The organism is Microcystis sp. M49636_WE2 (assembly GCF_030065375.1).
In the GTDB taxonomy this organism is placed as follows: domain Bacteria; phylum Cyanobacteriota; class Cyanobacteriia; order Cyanobacteriales; family Microcystaceae; genus Microcystis; species Microcystis aeruginosa_C.
Map to the genome: position 1 here is coordinate 1 of NZ_JASJFG010000726.1, position 16,285 is coordinate 16,285.

At 44.7% G+C, this 16,285-nt stretch carries 15 protein-coding genes and 2 pseudogenes; 14 read left to right on the plus strand and 3 right to left on the minus strand.

Going from position 1 to position 16,285, the window contains the following annotated elements:
- On the plus strand, positions 1–825 hold an 825-nt coding region (locus PX484_RS16650; RefSeq protein ID WP_288104821.1), incomplete at its 5' end, for a tetratricopeptide repeat protein.
- Positions 826–1,337: 512 nt separating this feature from the next.
- Here PX484_RS16650 and PX484_RS16655 read toward each other — a convergent pair.
- A complete protein-coding gene (locus PX484_RS16655; RefSeq protein WP_288104823.1) occupies positions 1,338–2,381 on the minus strand; it encodes an N-acetyltransferase DgcN family protein in 1,044 nt (347 codons plus the stop codon).
- On the minus strand, positions 2,374–3,426 hold the full coding sequence (locus PX484_RS16660) for a dipeptide epimerase (protein WP_287767426.1): 1,053 nt from the start codon (positions 3,424–3,426) through the stop codon (positions 2,374–2,376). The genes PX484_RS16655 and PX484_RS16660 overlap by 8 nt, the downstream gene beginning before the upstream one ends.
- A gap of 207 nt (positions 3,427–3,633) precedes the next feature.
- Between PX484_RS16660 and PX484_RS16665 the strand changes: the two genes are divergently transcribed.
- The 11 genes and pseudogenes from PX484_RS16665 to PX484_RS16715 all read left to right on the plus strand — a co-directional run.
- Positions 3,634–4,797: an LptF/LptG family permease gene (locus PX484_RS16665; protein ID WP_002802394.1), complete on the plus strand. Its 1,164-nt coding sequence runs from the start codon at positions 3,634–3,636 to the stop codon at positions 4,795–4,797.
- A 60-nt stretch (positions 4,798–4,857) separates the two neighbouring features.
- Positions 4,858–5,025 carry a hypothetical protein gene (locus tag PX484_RS16670; protein ID WP_002759244.1) on the plus strand — a complete coding sequence of 56 codons (168 nt, stop codon included), beginning with the start codon at positions 4,858–4,860 and terminating at the stop codon, positions 5,023–5,025.
- 127 nt (positions 5,026–5,152) lie between these two features.
- Positions 5,153–6,496: an adenylosuccinate synthase gene (locus tag PX484_RS16675; protein WP_002802397.1), complete on the plus strand. Its 1,344-nt coding sequence runs from the start codon at positions 5,153–5,155 to the stop codon at positions 6,494–6,496.
- A 27-nt stretch (positions 6,497–6,523) separates the two neighbouring features.
- The gene (locus PX484_RS16680) at positions 6,524–7,081 is read left to right on the plus strand and encodes a 50S ribosomal protein L25/general stress protein Ctc (RefSeq protein ID WP_002802399.1); all 558 of its coding nucleotides are present in this window, start codon (positions 6,524–6,526) and stop codon (positions 7,079–7,081) included.
- A 566-nt stretch (positions 7,082–7,647) separates the two neighbouring features.
- A pseudogene (locus tag PX484_RS26085) lies at positions 7,648–7,941 on the plus strand (group II intron maturase-specific domain-containing protein); the annotation flags it as partial.
- 227 nt (positions 7,942–8,168) lie between these two features.
- Positions 8,169–9,392 carry a M20 family metallopeptidase gene (locus tag PX484_RS16690; protein ID WP_002802400.1) on the plus strand — a complete coding sequence of 408 codons (1,224 nt, stop codon included), beginning with the start codon at positions 8,169–8,171 and terminating at the stop codon, positions 9,390–9,392.
- A 79-nt stretch (positions 9,393–9,471) separates the two neighbouring features.
- Entirely contained in the window at positions 9,472–10,359 is an 888-nt protein-coding gene (argB, locus tag PX484_RS16695; protein WP_002802403.1) for an acetylglutamate kinase, read from the plus strand.
- Positions 10,360–10,527: 168 nt separating this feature from the next.
- Positions 10,528–10,749 carry a DUF4327 family protein gene (locus tag PX484_RS16700; protein ID WP_002759020.1) on the plus strand — a complete coding sequence of 74 codons (222 nt, stop codon included), beginning with the start codon at positions 10,528–10,530 and terminating at the stop codon, positions 10,747–10,749.
- A 43-nt stretch (positions 10,750–10,792) separates the two neighbouring features.
- Positions 10,793–12,013, plus strand: coding sequence for an efflux RND transporter periplasmic adaptor subunit (locus PX484_RS16705; RefSeq protein WP_287767427.1), 1,221 nt, complete (start codon positions 10,793–10,795; stop codon positions 12,011–12,013).
- A gap of 513 nt (positions 12,014–12,526) precedes the next feature.
- A complete protein-coding gene (locus PX484_RS16710; RefSeq protein WP_287767428.1) occupies positions 12,527–14,167 on the plus strand; it encodes a DNA methyltransferase in 1,641 nt (546 codons plus the stop codon).
- Positions 14,168–14,474: 307 nt separating this feature from the next.
- Positions 14,475–15,041, plus strand: a pseudogene (locus PX484_RS16715) (Rpn family recombination-promoting nuclease/putative transposase); the annotation flags it as partial.
- Between the two features lie 77 nt (positions 15,042–15,118).
- Here the strand turns inward: PX484_RS16715 and PX484_RS16720 are convergent.
- Entirely contained in the window at positions 15,119–15,673 is a 555-nt protein-coding gene (locus tag PX484_RS16720) for a Uma2 family endonuclease (protein ID WP_002802417.1), read from the minus strand.
- Between the two features lie 343 nt (positions 15,674–16,016).
- Here PX484_RS16720 and PX484_RS16725 point away from each other — a divergent pair, with 343 nt between their 5' ends.
- Together PX484_RS16725 and PX484_RS16730 are read left to right on the plus strand one after the other, a co-directional pair.
- Positions 16,017–16,193, plus strand: coding sequence for a DUF8621 family protein (locus PX484_RS16725; protein ID WP_002734354.1), 177 nt, complete (start codon positions 16,017–16,019; stop codon positions 16,191–16,193).
- On the plus strand, positions 16,190–16,285 hold a 96-nt coding region (locus PX484_RS16730), incomplete at its 3' end, for a DUF3326 domain-containing protein (protein ID WP_288104829.1). The genes PX484_RS16725 and PX484_RS16730, both read left to right, overlap by 4 nt.

Consider the following 16,285-nt stretch of genomic DNA (forward strand, 5'->3'; position numbering starts at 1 on the left):
AAACGACTCTTAGGAGAAAATCATCCCGATGTGGCAACTTCCCTCAACAATTTAGCAGGATTGTACAAATACCAAGGCAGATACACAGAAGCGGAACCTCTCTATCTACAAGCATTAGATTTGAAAAAACGACTCTTAGGAGACAATCATCCCTCTGTGGCAACTTCCCTCAACAATTTAGCAGGATTGTACGATTCCCAAGGCAGGTACAAAGAAGCGGAACCTCTCCATCTAGAAGCATTAGATTTGCATAAACGACTCTTAGGAGAAAATCATCCCAATGTGGCAACTTCCCTCAACAATTTAGCAGGATTGTACGAATTCCAAGGCAGGTACAAAGAAGCGGAACCTCTCTATCTAGAAGCTTTAGATTTGAGAAAACGACTCTTAGGAGAAAATCATCCCGATGTGGCAACTTCCCTCAACAATTTAGCAGGATTGTACGAATCCCAAGGCAGGTACACAGAAGCGGAACCTCTCTATCTAGAAGCATTAGATTTGTATAAACGACTCTTGGGAGACAATCATCCCGATGTGGCAACTTCCCTCAACAATTTAGCAGGATTGTACTATTCCCAAGGCAGGTACACAGAAGCGGAACCTCTCTATCTAGAAGCTTTAGATTTGTTAAAACGACTCTTAGGAGACAATCATCCTAATACAAAAACCTGTCGTAATAATTTACAAAGGCTGCGACAACAGCAAAAACCTACTTCTTTAACTTGGTGGCAGTGGATTATAGTTATTCCTATAGTTATTCTATGGATGCCGTTTTATTTGCTATGGATGCTCACTCGGTGGCTAGTGCGTCGCTTTATTAGGTAAAGAGTCTAAACTATGATTGATGCGATTATGGGATAGACTATAATTGATCATTGATAAAGACTTGCCAAATACAACACAATCATAGCATTCACTCAATCATTCAAATCACAGCTTAGACTTATTATAGGAATCTTCCAGACTCTGTGCGATAAGCTTAACCTACAACAGAATCCATCTTTGTGTCCTTTGTGCCTTTGTGGTTCCTTCCATTCCCTCGCCAGCAGGACTGTATCTTAGAATACATTTTACCCACCAAATCCAAGAGAGCCTTGAATGAACCAATCATAGTTAAGAGCGTTGGAAAAGAGGGTCTGTAGGCGCAAGGATTTTCCATTATGAATATAGTATCATGTCAAGTCGCCTTTGTCAAGAGAAAATTTAACAACATCCAGACAAACGTTATTGTAGGGGTAATTCATGAATTACCCCTACACCTATTACCTAGTCCAGTAGTCCACCACCACCATTGACAGTGATTGGAATGATTGAATGATGGACTATAATTGAATTAATCACTGCTCACTGATCACTGATAATAACCCTTGACCGCCAAAACGGACAACATCGGTACAAAATAACCCCGTTTCCTCCCGCACAGTTTCTATAGCTTTAACTGCCGCCTCCGGACTAAGATGAAAAGTATTTAAACTAATCCCCTTTACCTTCACCTCCCCAAAACTTCCCCCAGCGCTGGCAGTCATTTCGCAGAGTTTAATCACTTCCGTTAGGGGAGGGATGGGAATATCGGGTAAATCTTTGATATGAATTTGTCCAGCGCGATGGACGAGAATTAACCCCGTTGGTTGACTGCCACGCATTAAGGGCAAGGTAGCAGTGGATCCAGGGTGTAATAGGGAACCTTGACCCTCAATAAACAAAATATCGTTATTTTCCGCCGATTCTAACACCAAAGCCTCGATCGCACCAGCAGCATAATCGACGCGCACTGCATCCAAGGGTACACCCTTCCCCGCGATCATAATTCCCCCCTGTCCAGTGGCTAAAAATTGCGATTTTAGCCCTTTTTCTTGAGCTGCTCGGTGTAATTCGATGCTAGTGGACATTTTGCCCACACTCATATCCGTCCCTACCGTTAGAATACGCTGACAGGTTAAATTTTTCGCCCGCGCTTGCCCAATTTTTAAACCTTGGGGTTCCAGACGGATATCCCAAATCCATTGATCCGGTTTAAGCTGAGAAAAAAGGGGTTTTAGGGGTGTATGGAGACCATTAACGAGGGATAACCCCGCCTTTACCGCCTCTTTGATTTCTTCTAGCCAATCGGGGGGTAAAATGCCTCCTGAGGGTGCGATACCAATTAACAGGGTGTCGGGATGATAGGTTAGAGCTTCCCTAACACTAGCAACAATCGGCAAGGGGCGATCAATTCCGGCCACTTCTTTTAAGGCGCTGCCGGCGCTTTCTGAGTCAATAATCGCCACTACCTGCGCTTTCGCGTAACGCAGATAACTTAACCCAGTTTTGCCGCGAGTTCCTTTGATTCCTTCGTGGAGAAGAATCGCTACTTTCTTGTCAGGAGTCAAATAATTAGCCATCTTTTGTCCGTAAACTAACACCCAAACCGGGTGAATTATTTGGTTGTAAACGTCCCTTTTCTAAGCTTAATCCCGTAAAGGGATCATCGCGTAAATTTAAATGACTATCTAGGTCAAGATAGTTGACAAGCGGGCCAAGATGTGCTAGGGCAGTATTGGCTAAACTGCTGTCAGAGTAACATCCGAACATAATTTGCAGTCGGCAAGCTTGGGCAACATGAATCATTCTCTGCACTTCGGCTAATCCGCCAGCTTTCATTAGTTTAATATTAATGCCGTGGACTCGATCGGCCAGTTTCGGGATATCTTGACTAGAAAAACAGCTTTCATCGACGAAGATAGGTAGGGGCGATTTTTGGTATAAATCAATTAAATCTCGTTCTTGTCCCACGGATAGGGGTTGTTCCACATAAATAACGCCTTTTTCCTCTAACCATTGGCACATTTTCACCGCATCCCTAAATGTCCAACCACCATTAGCATCGACAGTTAGGGGCAAATGGGGGACAATTTCTTTAATGGCCAGAATTATGGCTTGATCGGCTTCTATACCGTCTGGTGAGCCTAATTTGACTTTTAATAAGCTAAAATCGCCAATTTCTAGCCAATCTAACAGCCTTTTCTGCACATTTTCCGGAGAATTTAAACCGATAGTAACAGAAACCGGCGGAATTAAAGAGCGATCGAGTCCAAAAATTTGCCAAAGAGGTAAATTAGCTTTTTTGCCTAACCAGTCGTGCAGTGCCGTATCAATAGCGGCACGAGTAGCCGAAGATATCTGATTTTGCCATAAAATTTTCTCAATTTCTTGGCGTTGACAGGGATGAAAAGATTGTAAAAGAGGAGCGATCGAGTTTAATTCTTGCAGGATTTTATCGGGTTTTTTCTCCTCGCTGGTAATATTAAAAGGGGATGCCTCTCCCCACCCTTCGATATTTTCCTCGCTAATTTGCAGCCAGATATTAGTATTTTCGCTGGTAGTGCCGCGACTAATCGTTAAAGGTACTCGTTTATGAATAGTAAAAGTTTGCCAGTTTAGCAGCATAATTCACCTGGGGATGATCGGGGAATAGGAACAGAAAAATTATCTACACTTACCCAAATCCTTACTTCTGTCCACTCTCACCGCAATCATACAACTTCTGGCGGTGTTTTTCGTCAAAGACAAAATATGATAGGCTAACCGAAGGGATAGGCAAGACGGCTGCGGGTTAGGAAATGGGATGAAAGAGGAGTGAGTTAACCAAAATCAATGATTAAGAAAAAGATTTCTTACTGGGTAAATGGAGGTATTGCCCTCATTGATCGCTATCTGATCAGCCAACTACTACCCCCATTTTTATTTAGTGTTGGTTTATTTGCCTCTTTGGGAGTAGCGATCGGCAATCTTTCCGATTTGGCTAATCAGGTAGTTGATGCCAATCTACCCCTCGCTTCCGCCCTAGAAATTCTCCTGTTAAAAGTGCCAGAATTTGTCACTTATTCCCTGCCGGTTTCTCTTTTGCTGGCCACTTTAATCACCTACGGTCGTTTAAGTAGTGATAGCGAAACCGTTGCCCTGCAAAGCTGTGGAGTCACTCTTTATCGTCTTTTTATACCCACTTTTTGCCTAAGTTTAATAGTTACAGTGGTGACATTTTTATTAAATGAATATGTGGTTCCCAATGCTAATTATCGAGCCACAGAAATTTTAGTGCAGAAAATTAATAAAGAAGCAAGTTTTTGGAAAAATAAAGATGTTTATTATCCAGATTATGAAATAAAAACCCTAGAAAATGGTACGATTAATCGCAATTTAAGAAGTTTATTTTATGCCGAACAATTTGACGGGGAAAAGATGAAAACCGTCACCGTTATCCGTTGGCTAAAACAAGAATTAAATCAAATTATTATCGCCGATTCGGCCCGTTGGAATGCCGTCGATAACGTCTGGGACTTTTTTAACGGCATTATCTATGAATTAACCCCCCCTAACGCCTCCTATAGCCAAGTTATCCCCTTTAAAACCGAAAAAATCGCTTTATCTCGCTCTGCTTTCGATTTTGCTCGTCAAAGCCGCGATCCCTACGAGATGAACATACCACAGGCGATCGAATATGTGCAACTGCTCAAACTCAGTGGCGATGATAAGAGAGTCAGGTTTTTTCAAGTGCGAATCCAGCAAAAAATCGCCTTTCCCTTTGTCTGTATCGTCTTTGCTACCATCGGCTGTGCCTTGGGTTCTCTACCGCAAAGAATCGGTCGGGGAACCAGTTTCGGTCTCAGTGTCGCCATTGTTTTCCTCTATTATCTTTTAAACTTCCTTGTCGGCAGCTTAGGACTAACCGCCACCCTCTCCCCCTTCCTAGCTGCCTGGCTGCCTAACTTTTTCGGTTTTGGGTTAGGTCTGTGGTTATTATGGCGACTTAACGGTTAGACTTTTTTAAAAATTTTCGTCAAGATAGGAGACGTAGAGTTATAGCAGGCCTCTTAGTCTATGTTTCCCTTCTTCTTCAACACTTGTGGCAGCACTTCCCGCCAAGAATGTCAAGAGCGTAAATTAACATTCCTCAAATGGATGCGCGATGACCTCGAAACCCGTCTAGCGGGATTAAATGCCGCTATCGAAACTATCGAGCGTCAAATCAGTCGGGAAGGTCAATAAACCCTGAAAATAGGCGAGTTTTCCCCTCGCCTTCTCCCCACAATTAGCTAAGAGAGATAACTTGACAGTTGTATTCGCCAAGAGGGATAATAGTAGTTTGTGTGAACTTTAGCTAGACTAAAATACCTTGGCTAACGTTATTGTAATCGGCGCTCAGTGGGGCGACGAAGGAAAAGGAAAAATCACGGATCTGCTGAGTCGATCGGCGGATGTGGTGGTGCGTTCTCAAGGCGGCGTAAATGCGGGTCATACCGTCGTCGTCGAGGAGCAAACGTTCAAACTCCATCTAATTCCCTCTGGGATTCTCTACCCAGATACGGAATGTATAATCGGCTCAGGAACAGTCATAGATCCCTCGGTGTTACTCAAAGAGATGGCGCAATTACACGCCCTCAATGTTACCACCGACAATCTCTATATCTCGCAAACGGCTCATGTCACTATGCCCTATCATCGGCTGCTCGATCAAGCATCCGAGGAAAAACGGGGTAAATATAAAATCGGCACCACTGGACGGGGTATCGGCCCCACCTATGCCGACAAATCCGAGCGCATCGGCATTCGAGTCATCGACTTGATGAATACCGAGAATCTGCGGCAAAAACTAGAATGGACGACCAATTATAAAAACGTCATTTTAGAAAAGTTATATAACTTACCGCCTTTAGATCCGAAGACGGTGATCGAGGAATATCTAGAATATGCCGAGAAACTGCGTCCCCATGTGGTCGATAGTTCCCTAAAAATCTACGAAGCAATCCGCAAGCGTAAGAATATTCTTTTTGAAGGGGCCCAAGGCACCCTACTTGACCTCGATCACGGAACCTATCCCTACGTTACCTCCTCCAATCCGATCGCTGGGGGTGCTTGTGTGGGTTCTGGTATCGGTCCGACGGTAATCGATCGAGTGATCGGTGTGGCCAAAGCTTACACCACTAGGGTAGGCGAAGGTCCATTTCCCACGGAATTAGAGGGGGAGATCGAGCAGTTATTGTGTGATCGCGGGGCAGAATTCGGGACCACCACCGGCCGTCGTCGTCGCTGTGGTTGGTTTGACGCGGTGATCGGTCGTTATGCGGTGCGAATCAATGGTTTAGACTGTCTAGCGATTACCAAATTAGATGTTCTCGATACCCTAGAGGAAATCAAAGTCTGTGTGGCCTACCAATTGGACGGCAAAACCTGTCGCCATTTACCCAGTAGTGCCGGGGAATTCGCCCGTTGTCAACCGATTTACCGAACGATGCCGGGGTGGCAACAACCCACCAGTGATTGTCGCAGTCTGGAAGAGCTGCCTAAACAGGCCCTCGATTATCTAAAATTCCTAGGGGCGATTATGGAAGTACCGATCGCGATTATCTCCCTAGGAGCTAGTCGCGACCAAACTATTATCGTTGAAGATCCCATTCACGGACCCAAACGCGCTCTTTTGGACGAAAATGGCTCACCTTGGGATAATTACGAATTTTAAATCATTGTCAAAGAGGATTAGTCAACTATGCAAGTTAGCGTTGAATGTCAAAAAAGACCCGAAAATATTAACCCCAGGGCCCTACGTCGTCAGGGTTTGATCCCAGCGGTTCTCTACGGCCACAACGGCACGGAATCGGTTTCCCTCGTGGTTCCTGAAAAAGCGGCCTTAACTCTACTGAAAAAAGCCTCGGTAAATAACACCCTGGTGGATGTGAATGTTCCCGAAATGCCTTGGACAGGAAAAGCTTTGATCCAAGAGGTACAATCTCATCCCTGGAAAAGAAATCTCTATCACCTCAGTTTCTTCTCGGTATCTGCCCACGGTAAGCTCGATATCGTTGTTCCCATTAAAGCCATGGGAGAAGCGATCGGAACCAAACAGGGCGGTTTAATCGAACAGTTCGTCAACGAAGTTAATGTCTCCTGTACTGCTGATAATATCCCAGAAGTGATCGAATTTGACGTTTCGGAGATCGGTGTGGGGCAATCCCTGCTCGTGGGTGATTTAAAAATGCCGGAAGGGGTGACTTTAAAAGACGATCCCCATACCACCGTTTTTGCCATTGTTGCCGCTAAACGGTAAATTCAGTGCGCGAAACGTTTGGGCATGAAATAGGGTTTAAATCCCCAAAATAACCGCCTAGTAAGGTCTTCAGTCCCTTGACTGAATCTAAAAGGTCAACCTTGACCAACCTTATAACTGTTTATCTGTCCCGACGTTTAGTAAAGGGGACTCAAGGTCAATACACTTGTAATAAATCTTTACAAGTTGAGAGTAACGGCGATAGCCACCCCCAGTTTCAGAAATCACAACTCTGGAATTGAAGCGGGGAACGGAAGGCTCCGAGGTGTAACCTAACGCCAAGATTGTGACCACTGCCAACCATCCAAGATTAGGCTGGGTTCCGTGTCCGACCTGAACCATCGTAATTTTACAGCAGTGTAATAGACATCTCCAAAAATTATAACCGAGTCACAGCTTGCCTTTAGTCTATGTACTAACTAAATAGTTCGATGGCTGGAATGTATATCTATCGTTGCTAATTCAATTTCACTGAAAAAATATGAGGTAATTAAAATAATTTTTATTCGGGTAGATTCCTTAACTAGAAAGACTTTTGGTCTTGAGATAATATTAGGTCGAGGTCTATTGAGTATAATGGGAAAACAGAAGAACCCGGTTTTGATTTCTTCGGGTTCAACATCAGACAATACCCAGCAGGAAAACACAAAGCAGGTAAAACTGGACACGGGAACAAAACATTCCTAACCCATATTAAACCTAGCCAAAAAGCAGTTAAACTCCACACAGAAGCGATTAAAGGTGTAATTAAAATACATAAAACAGAACCTCAATCAGCCTTGATTAGTAAACTAAACCCAATCATTAGAGGTTGGGCTAACTACTACTCAGGGATAGTATCTAAGGATAGCTTCAATCGGCATCCTATGGAGGCCTAGAACCATCTTGATTGACATCCCACGAAGATTTTGTCAGTCTAGATAATACACAGTTAACCAAAGGAAGTCAAGCTGTATCTTTAACAAGGGAACAGTCAAACGAGGAGCCGTATGAGGTGAAAATCTCAAGCACGGTTCTAAATGGGAGGGGAGGTCGGTGACGATCTTCTCGACCCCTAATGATCAAAAAATCTAGCCGCCCAAACCCGATGATTTCCTCCTTTCCCGTTCCTAATAGCTTAAATTGCCCTCAAATTCGCCTTGCTATTCGTTGCCTGCAGCCGCAATTGGTTCACTGGCGCCGACAAATACACCAAAAACCAGAACTAGGCTTTCAAGAACACCTCACCGCCTCCTTAATCAGTCAAACCCTGACTAAATATGGAATTGACCATCAAACCGGCATCGCCGGCACCGGAATTGTCGCCACCATCGCAGGCAGTCAACCGGGGCCAGTTTTAGCCCTGCGGGCCGATATGGATGCACTACCGATCGCCGAAGAAAACCAAGTCCCCTATCGTTCCCAACATCCCGGCCAAATGCACGCCTGTGGTCACGATGGTCACACAGCGATCGCCCTCGGCACAGCAGTTTACCTAGCACAAAACCGTCACGATGTCAAGGGGACAGTAAAAATTATTTTCCAACCCGCCGAAGAGGGGCCGGGGGGGGCGAAACCGATGATCGAAGCGGGAGTGCTGAAAAATCCCGACGTGGACGGAATTATCGGCCTACATCTCTGGAATAATCTGCCCTTAGGGACAGTGGGCGTGAAAAATGGGCCTTTAATGGCGGCGGTGGAATGTTTCGATCTCCAGATTCAAGGCCGGGGCGGCCACGGGGCAATTCCCCATCAAACCGTCGATTCACTACTGGTGGCGGCCCAAATCGTCAACGCCTTGCAAACCATCGTCGCCCGCAACCTTAACCCCCTCGATGCCGCCGTGGTGACTGTGGGTAAATTAGCGGCGGGAACCGCCAGAAACGTGATCGCCGATAGTGCTAATCTCAGTGGGACGGTGCGCTATTTCAATCCCCAGTTAGGGGGCTATTTCCGACAACGGATGGAAGAAATTATCGCGGGCATCTGCCAAAGTCAGGGGGCTAGTTATCAATTCGATTACTGGCAATTGTATCCCCCGGTAATCAATCATGATCAGATGGCGGAATTAGTGCGAGCAATCGCCGCACAAGTGGTGGAAACCCCGGCCGGAATCGTTCCCGAATGTCAAACCCTGGGAGGGGAAGATATGTCCTTCTTTTTACAGGAAGTACCGGGCTGTTATTTCTTCTTGGGGTCTGCCAATCCCGAATTAGGATTAGCCTATCCCCACCATCATCCCCGCTTTGATTTCGATGAATCGGTGTTAGCCATGGGAGTCGAGATTTTTGTCCGTTGCGTCGAAAAATTCGGCAACTCTAAGACTTTCTAGCAATCCGTTCAAGGTGAACAGTTTTTGCCAAACCCGAAACCGCTAAACTGGTCACTGAATCAGACAGGTAAAAAAACCCATGAACAATAATATCCACGAAAACGATACCCAACGGGTGAAAATCCTCAGCGAAGCCCTACCCTATATTCAAGAATTTCGCGGTCGCACCGTAGTGGTTAAATACGGTGGCGCGGCCATGAATAACAGCGATATCAAAGACACGGTCATGCGAGATATCGTTTTTCTCTCCTGTGTGGGGGTTCGTCCCGTTATTGTCCACGGCGGCGGTCCAGAAATCAATAGTTGGCTGGATAAATTAGGCATTGAACCCCAATTTAAAGACGGTTTACGCGTCACCGATGCCGCCACCATGGATGTGGTAGAAATGGTGCTAGTGGGGCGCGTCAATAAAGAAATTGTGGCCTTGATCAATCAAGCTGGCGGTAAAGCGGTAGGATTATGCGGTAAGGATGGTAATCTGATCACTGCCCGTCCCGTGGGTAAAGAGGGCATTGGTTTTGTGGGAGAAGTCAGCAGTGTCGATACTAGCGTCGTCGAATCCTTGGTCAATAGTGGCTATATTCCCGTGATTTCTAGTGTGGCCGCCGATGAAACCGGCCAAGCTCATAATATCAATGCCGATACGGTAGCCGGAGAAATAGCGGCGGCTTTAGGGGCAGCTAAACTGATTTTGATGACCGATACAGCCGGAATTTTAGAGAATTATAAGGATCCTTCCACTTTATTGGCTAAATTGGATATCCAACAGGCCCGGGAGTTGATTCAAAAAGGCATCGTTGCCGGCGGGATGATTCCCAAAGTTGGCTGCTGTGTGCGATCGCTGGCCCAGGGAGTTCAGGCCGCTCATATTATCGATGGTCGTCTTCCCCACGCCCTTTTACTGGAAATTTTCACCGATCGAGGCATCGGTTCCATGATTGTGGCCTCCGGTTATACTAATCTATAGTAGTAATTACCGTACTTTTGGCTAAAAAGACTTGCCTAAAACCACGGATCTGGTGTACAAGTAAGTTAATAAACGCGCTTCTCGCTCCTTTGTAATGGCAAAAGTCTTAGTCTTGAGTTAGTTTAGTCGGGAAGCGCAAAATCCTAAGTATTCATAGCAATTGAATTTATGACCAAACAAGCCGTAGCTCACCCGATGGTGAAGTTTCAACGCAAGGTTAGCAAGTGGATAGATGCAAAAGTAGTCAAACCTAGCGATAGTATCTGGAAACTGGCTCTTTTATACGGAGATGAGTGGGGATACTGGAAGCAAGAGTTGCTCGATTTCGGTTTCTCCATGCAAGACCCTCTCAGCGAAGTGGTAGCGGTAGAAGCTTGGGACGAGGAATAAGCGACCATCGACTCAAAAGCAGCTTTCTAGCAAGATTATCGCCATGGGATCGACTCCGATTATCCTCGCCGCTCTGGTTATCTTATCCTTAAGCGCGAGTTGTTCTCCCGGGACCGAAACCCAACCACCGTCACCAGCGGCCCGTACTACTACCGTCAACGTCACCACCGCTAAACTGGCAACCATCGGACGCAATCTCGATTACACGGGAACTACCCGACCTTTAAAAGTAGTTTCTCTGCGATCGCAAGCCACCGGTCAGTTACTCAATCTCCCCGTCGATGTGGGAGATGAGGTGCAATTAGGACAAATCCTCGCTCATGTTGATGATCGTCTCCTTGCCACCGTTGTCCGGCAAGAAAAAGCCGCCCTGTCCGCCCTAGAAGCGGAATTAGCCCGGGCGAGAATTGAAGTCAGTAACGCTGAAATTGAAGTGGAGCGCCTACAACTACAATACCAACAGGCCAAAAATGATGGCGAGCGCCTGCAAAAATTAGCCCTAGAAGGGGCGATTCCCCTGCAACAGGGCGAAACAGCCCAAACCACGGCGGCAGTGGCTTTAAAAGCCGTTAATAGCGCCAGATCGAGAATTAAAGTGGAGGAACAGGTGGTGGCGGCAATTATCGGCAGAATTGCCGCCCAAAAATCGGTCATCGCTCAGGAACAACAACGTCAGGCCTACGCTATTCTTAAATCACCGGCGACGGGGATAGTTATCGAAAAACTAAAAGAGCCGGGGGATTTAGTCAGTATCGGCGATGAAGTCCTCAAAATTGGTGATTTTCAACAGGTCAAGGTAGTAGTATTATTATCGGAATTGGATTTAAAAACGATTAATTTAGGACAAACGGTTAATGTCAGCCTTGATGCTTTCGGTGAGAGAAATTTTTCCGGTCGCATCAACAGGATTTTTCCCCTCAGCCAAGGCACGGCCCGGCGGATTCCCGTGGAGATTACTCTACCCAATGGGGATGGTTTAATTAAAGGGGGATTATTGGCCCGGGTGCGGTTTAATAATAATTCTGCCCCTCAGGTGATTGTCCCCGAAACAGCAATTGTCAGTCAAGGGGAATCCTCGGCCATTTTTGTCCTTTCCGAGTCTAACTCACAAGTGCAAAAACGTCCTGTTCGTCTCGGTCAAGCGCTCGACGGTCAAGTAGAAATTATCACCGGACTTGAACCGGGGGAGCGTTTCGTCGTTAATAGTAGTAAACCTTTGCAAAATGGCGAAAAAGTCCGGGTCAGTATCCTGAGTAATCCTTGATTAGTTGGGGATTGCTAAGTAGTTAGGTGTTAAAAACTGTCAGATTACCCCCCTTATCAAGGGGGGACTAATGGGGGATCAAACCCCCCTTATCAAGGTAGGGTTGATTATTCATAGTAGGGTTGATTATTCATAGTAGGGTTGATTCATAGTAGGTGATTCATCGTAGGGTTGATTCATGAATCATCCCTACCCTTATCAAGGGGGGACTAAGGGGGGATCAAGGGGGGATTAAAGGCAAAATCCATTTTTAATTTAATTATAACCAGCTACTTAATTCCTCTTGACAAAATCCCAGCACTTGACATATACTTATTTATATAATGGGAATCCGTGCCTGCCTGCGACCCCCTCATTTTCAGGCAAGATGAACTTAAGAAAATTAAATTTTGGGCGCACATGATGCGCTTCTACTATTGGTACAATCATATTATTCTCTGGAGCGATTGCATTCGTCCTCTTTAAGGGGGAATAATAATACAATTGAGAATGCAGTCAATCCCCTTAATCTCTATGGTCAATAAACTATACTACGGTGATAACCTAGAAGTGCTGCGGAAGTATATCAAAGATGAATCGATCGATCTTTGTTATATCGATCCACCCTTTAATTCTAAACGCAATTACAACCAAATTTATAACAACTTAGGTAAGGAAGATCAAGCACAAGCACAAGCGTTTGTGGATACCTGGACATGGGATAATCACGCTAACGAAGCTTTAGAAGAAATTCAAAGCAACTATCAGGGTAAATTTACCAGTCAGACTATTGATTTAATTGACGGTTTAACCAAAGTTTTAGGTAAAGGTAGTCTTCTCGCTTATCTGGTGAGTATGACTCTGAGGATCGTGGAAATCCATCGAGTTTTAAAATCTACCGGTAGCTTTTATCTCCACTGCGATCCTACTGCTAGTCATTATTTAAAAATAGTTTTAGATACTATTTTTTGCTCTCAGGGGGGTGATTATATTGCTGAAATTACTTGGGAAAGAACATCTGCTCATTCAGATTCCAAGACTTTTGCTAATACCACTGATGTTATTTTTTTATATTCCAAGCGAATTTTGATGTTTAATCAACAATTTAAGCCATATTCAGAAGAATATCTGAAAAAATATTATAAGCATCAAGATGGCAAAGGAAGATTTTTAGATAGAGATTTGACTGCTGGTGGACTGTCAGGTGGTGGTTATAACTATGATTGGAAAGGAATTAAAAAGCTGTGGAGATGCCCTATAGAAACAATGCAGAAATACGAAGAACAAAATAAATTATATTACACAAGAAATGGTACTCCTAGATTAAAGCAGTATTTAGAAGAAATGCCTGGAGTACCACTGACAAATTTATGGAATGATATTCCTCCAATTAACTCACAAGCATCTGAAAAACTCGGTTATCCCACGCAAAAACCGGAGGCATTGTTAGAAAGAATAATCAAAGCAAGTAGTAATAAAGGAGACATAATTTTAGATGCCTATTGTGGGTGTGGAACGACTATCGCTGTAGCAGAGAGATTAGAAAGAAACTGGATTGGAATTGATATAACCTATCAGAGTATTAGCTTAATGTTAAAGCGATTAGAGGACTCCTTTGGTAAAAATGTTTTAGATAAAATTGAACTGAATGGTATTCCCAAAGATCTAGAATCAGCCAAAGCATTAGCCACTAAACCGGATGATCGTACCCGCAAAGAATTTGAGAAATGGGCGGTTTTAACCTATAGTAATAACCGGGCCGTGATTAATGACAAAAAAGGGGCAGATAAAGGAATCGATGCTATTGCCTATTTTCAGGGAGATAAAGACAATCGGGAGAAAATTGTTTTTCAAGTAAAATCCGGTAATGTCAAATCAGGAGACATCAGAGATCTACAGGGAACCATGACACTACAAGGGGCAGCCCTGGGTATATTTATCACCTTGAAACCCCCCAGCAAAGATATGATACAAACAGCCAAATCTGCGGGAATTTATCGCGGTCGTTATATGAGTCAAAGTGTCGATAAAATTGAGATTGTGACAGTACAAGAAATCCTTGAACAGAAAAAACGTCTCGATGTTATCCTCACCTTTGAAGTCCTGAAAGCTGCCGAAAAACAAAGGGAAACCCAAGGACAACAAATGAGTTTAGATATACCCTTTCCCGAATAAACATCTTTTTGTTATTTTTGGGGATAGGGTGATAAAAAGTTCCAAACCGACCCTAAAGAAGATATTCCCTATAGAATGCTAGATTATGCCACCAGACTCTATCGACGCTATCCGCGTAAACCTATCCATCAAGTGGTTATTTATCGGGTGCATCTCATATTTGTGGCTCTCTCGTACTTGTAGTGATCAGCAGAAGTTATTAAAAGAGGGCGAATGCAATTCGCCCCTACAATAATATTATGGTAGGGGCGCATCGCGTGCGCCCAAAATGTGATATTGATATTTCTCCAAAATTGAGATGCACCCTATTTATCTAAGGAAAAGTGACTCCCCCACAGTCCGACAGAATGATTATAAACAAGGGAAAACCTCTCATCAATTTGAAGTGATTAGACTGTGGGAACAACCCTCGGAACCCCTATTAAAGGCCCCCGGACTGTTTCCCTTTGCCATACTCGCTCAAGCTGAGAAACAAGAAAACTTACTGCGGCAAATTGCCCAAGAAATCGAGCAAATCAGCGATAGTCGAGAACAAAGTAATCTGGCCGCATCTACCGCAATTCTAGCCGGGTTAGTATTAAAGAAAGACATCATCCAACGATTATTAAGGAAGGACATCATGAAAGAATCAGTTATCTATCAAGAAATCTGGTCGGAAGGTTTACAAGAGGGACGACAAGAGGGACGACAAGAAGGAGAAGCTAACCTAGTTTTACGTCAATTAAATCGGCGTGTAGGGGACATTTCCCCCGAATTATTGCCCAATATTCGCAGTCTTGACCTAGAACAGTTAGAAAACTTGGGAGAAGCTTTGTTAGATTTTCAGTCACTACAAGATTTAGAACAATGGCTGGAAAATTGCCGAGCTAGTTAGTACAAATAAACTAAATGCGGTCTATCCATTCCCATGGAAGCAGCAAGCTCTCAACTCCCTTGAGAGTAGTTCACATTTTAATCTATTCCCCGGTAGAGATCGGCGATGGCTAACTCTAGGTTAATACTTGACAGGATCACGCGATCGCCTGTCTCGTAAATAGTCGTTTCCCATGTCCCCAGAGAATTACGGCGACGGCATTCCACGCGCTGGATTTCTTGGGAAATTAATACATATTCTTCTAAAGTTTCTATCTGTTGATAATCTTGGAATTTTTCGCCCTTGTCAAAAGCCTTCGTGTTGGGGGAAAGCACTTCCGCAATTAGTTTCGGATAGCGTTTCAGATAACGATCTTGGCGATCGCGAGGATCGCAGGTAACAAAAGCATCGGGATAGTAATAAAACTGATCTTGATAGTTAACCTTGACATTACCCGAGTGAAACCGACAGTCTGTAGAGTCGCCGAAATGTTCGTCAATGACTTTGAGAAAATTGAAGGCGATGCGCTCGTGATTATCCGTACCGCCGGCCATCGCATAAACCAAACCACGTCGGTATTCATGGCGGATCTGACTCTGGCGCTCGATAGCGAGATATTCTTGGGGACTGATGTAGTTGGGAACTGCGATCATAATCTCTAGGGGAAAGCCTAGTATCAATTATAGTACGAGAACGGATCTGGCTCTCTCATTGTCTGTGTGATCAGTTTAGGGACTTGCGTGGGAATAATATCCCAATCGATCGGAGGGCGCAAGCTTTGCGCCCCTACAGTAACGGATTTTGTCCACAATGTAGGGGCGAACTGCGTTCGCCCAAAAGGTACATTATCAAAGCGCAAGTCCCTTAACTTACATATCAGCGATCGATCTTTGTGTCCTTTGTCTCTTTGTGGTTCCTGACCCAGAGAGCCGATAAACCAGCGCAAGAGGGCAAAATCTTGATAAACTGAGGGGATAACTATCCCAGACAATCCCCATGACCACTCACTTTATTAGTGCCGAAATCGACCTACAGGAAACCCCGCAACAACTGCAGCAAGAAATCGAAAAAGAATTAGCCAAACGCGGTGAACCCTTGCGTTGGGCAATCACAGAAGTGGATACCGAGAATAATCAAGTCAAAGTCGAAGCGATTGTCACCACTGCCTCGTGAATTCCCGTCCCTATACCGCCGTACTAATTATTCCCACCGGCATCGGGGCAGCGATTGGCGGTTATGCTGGGGATGGCATTCCCGTGGCCAGA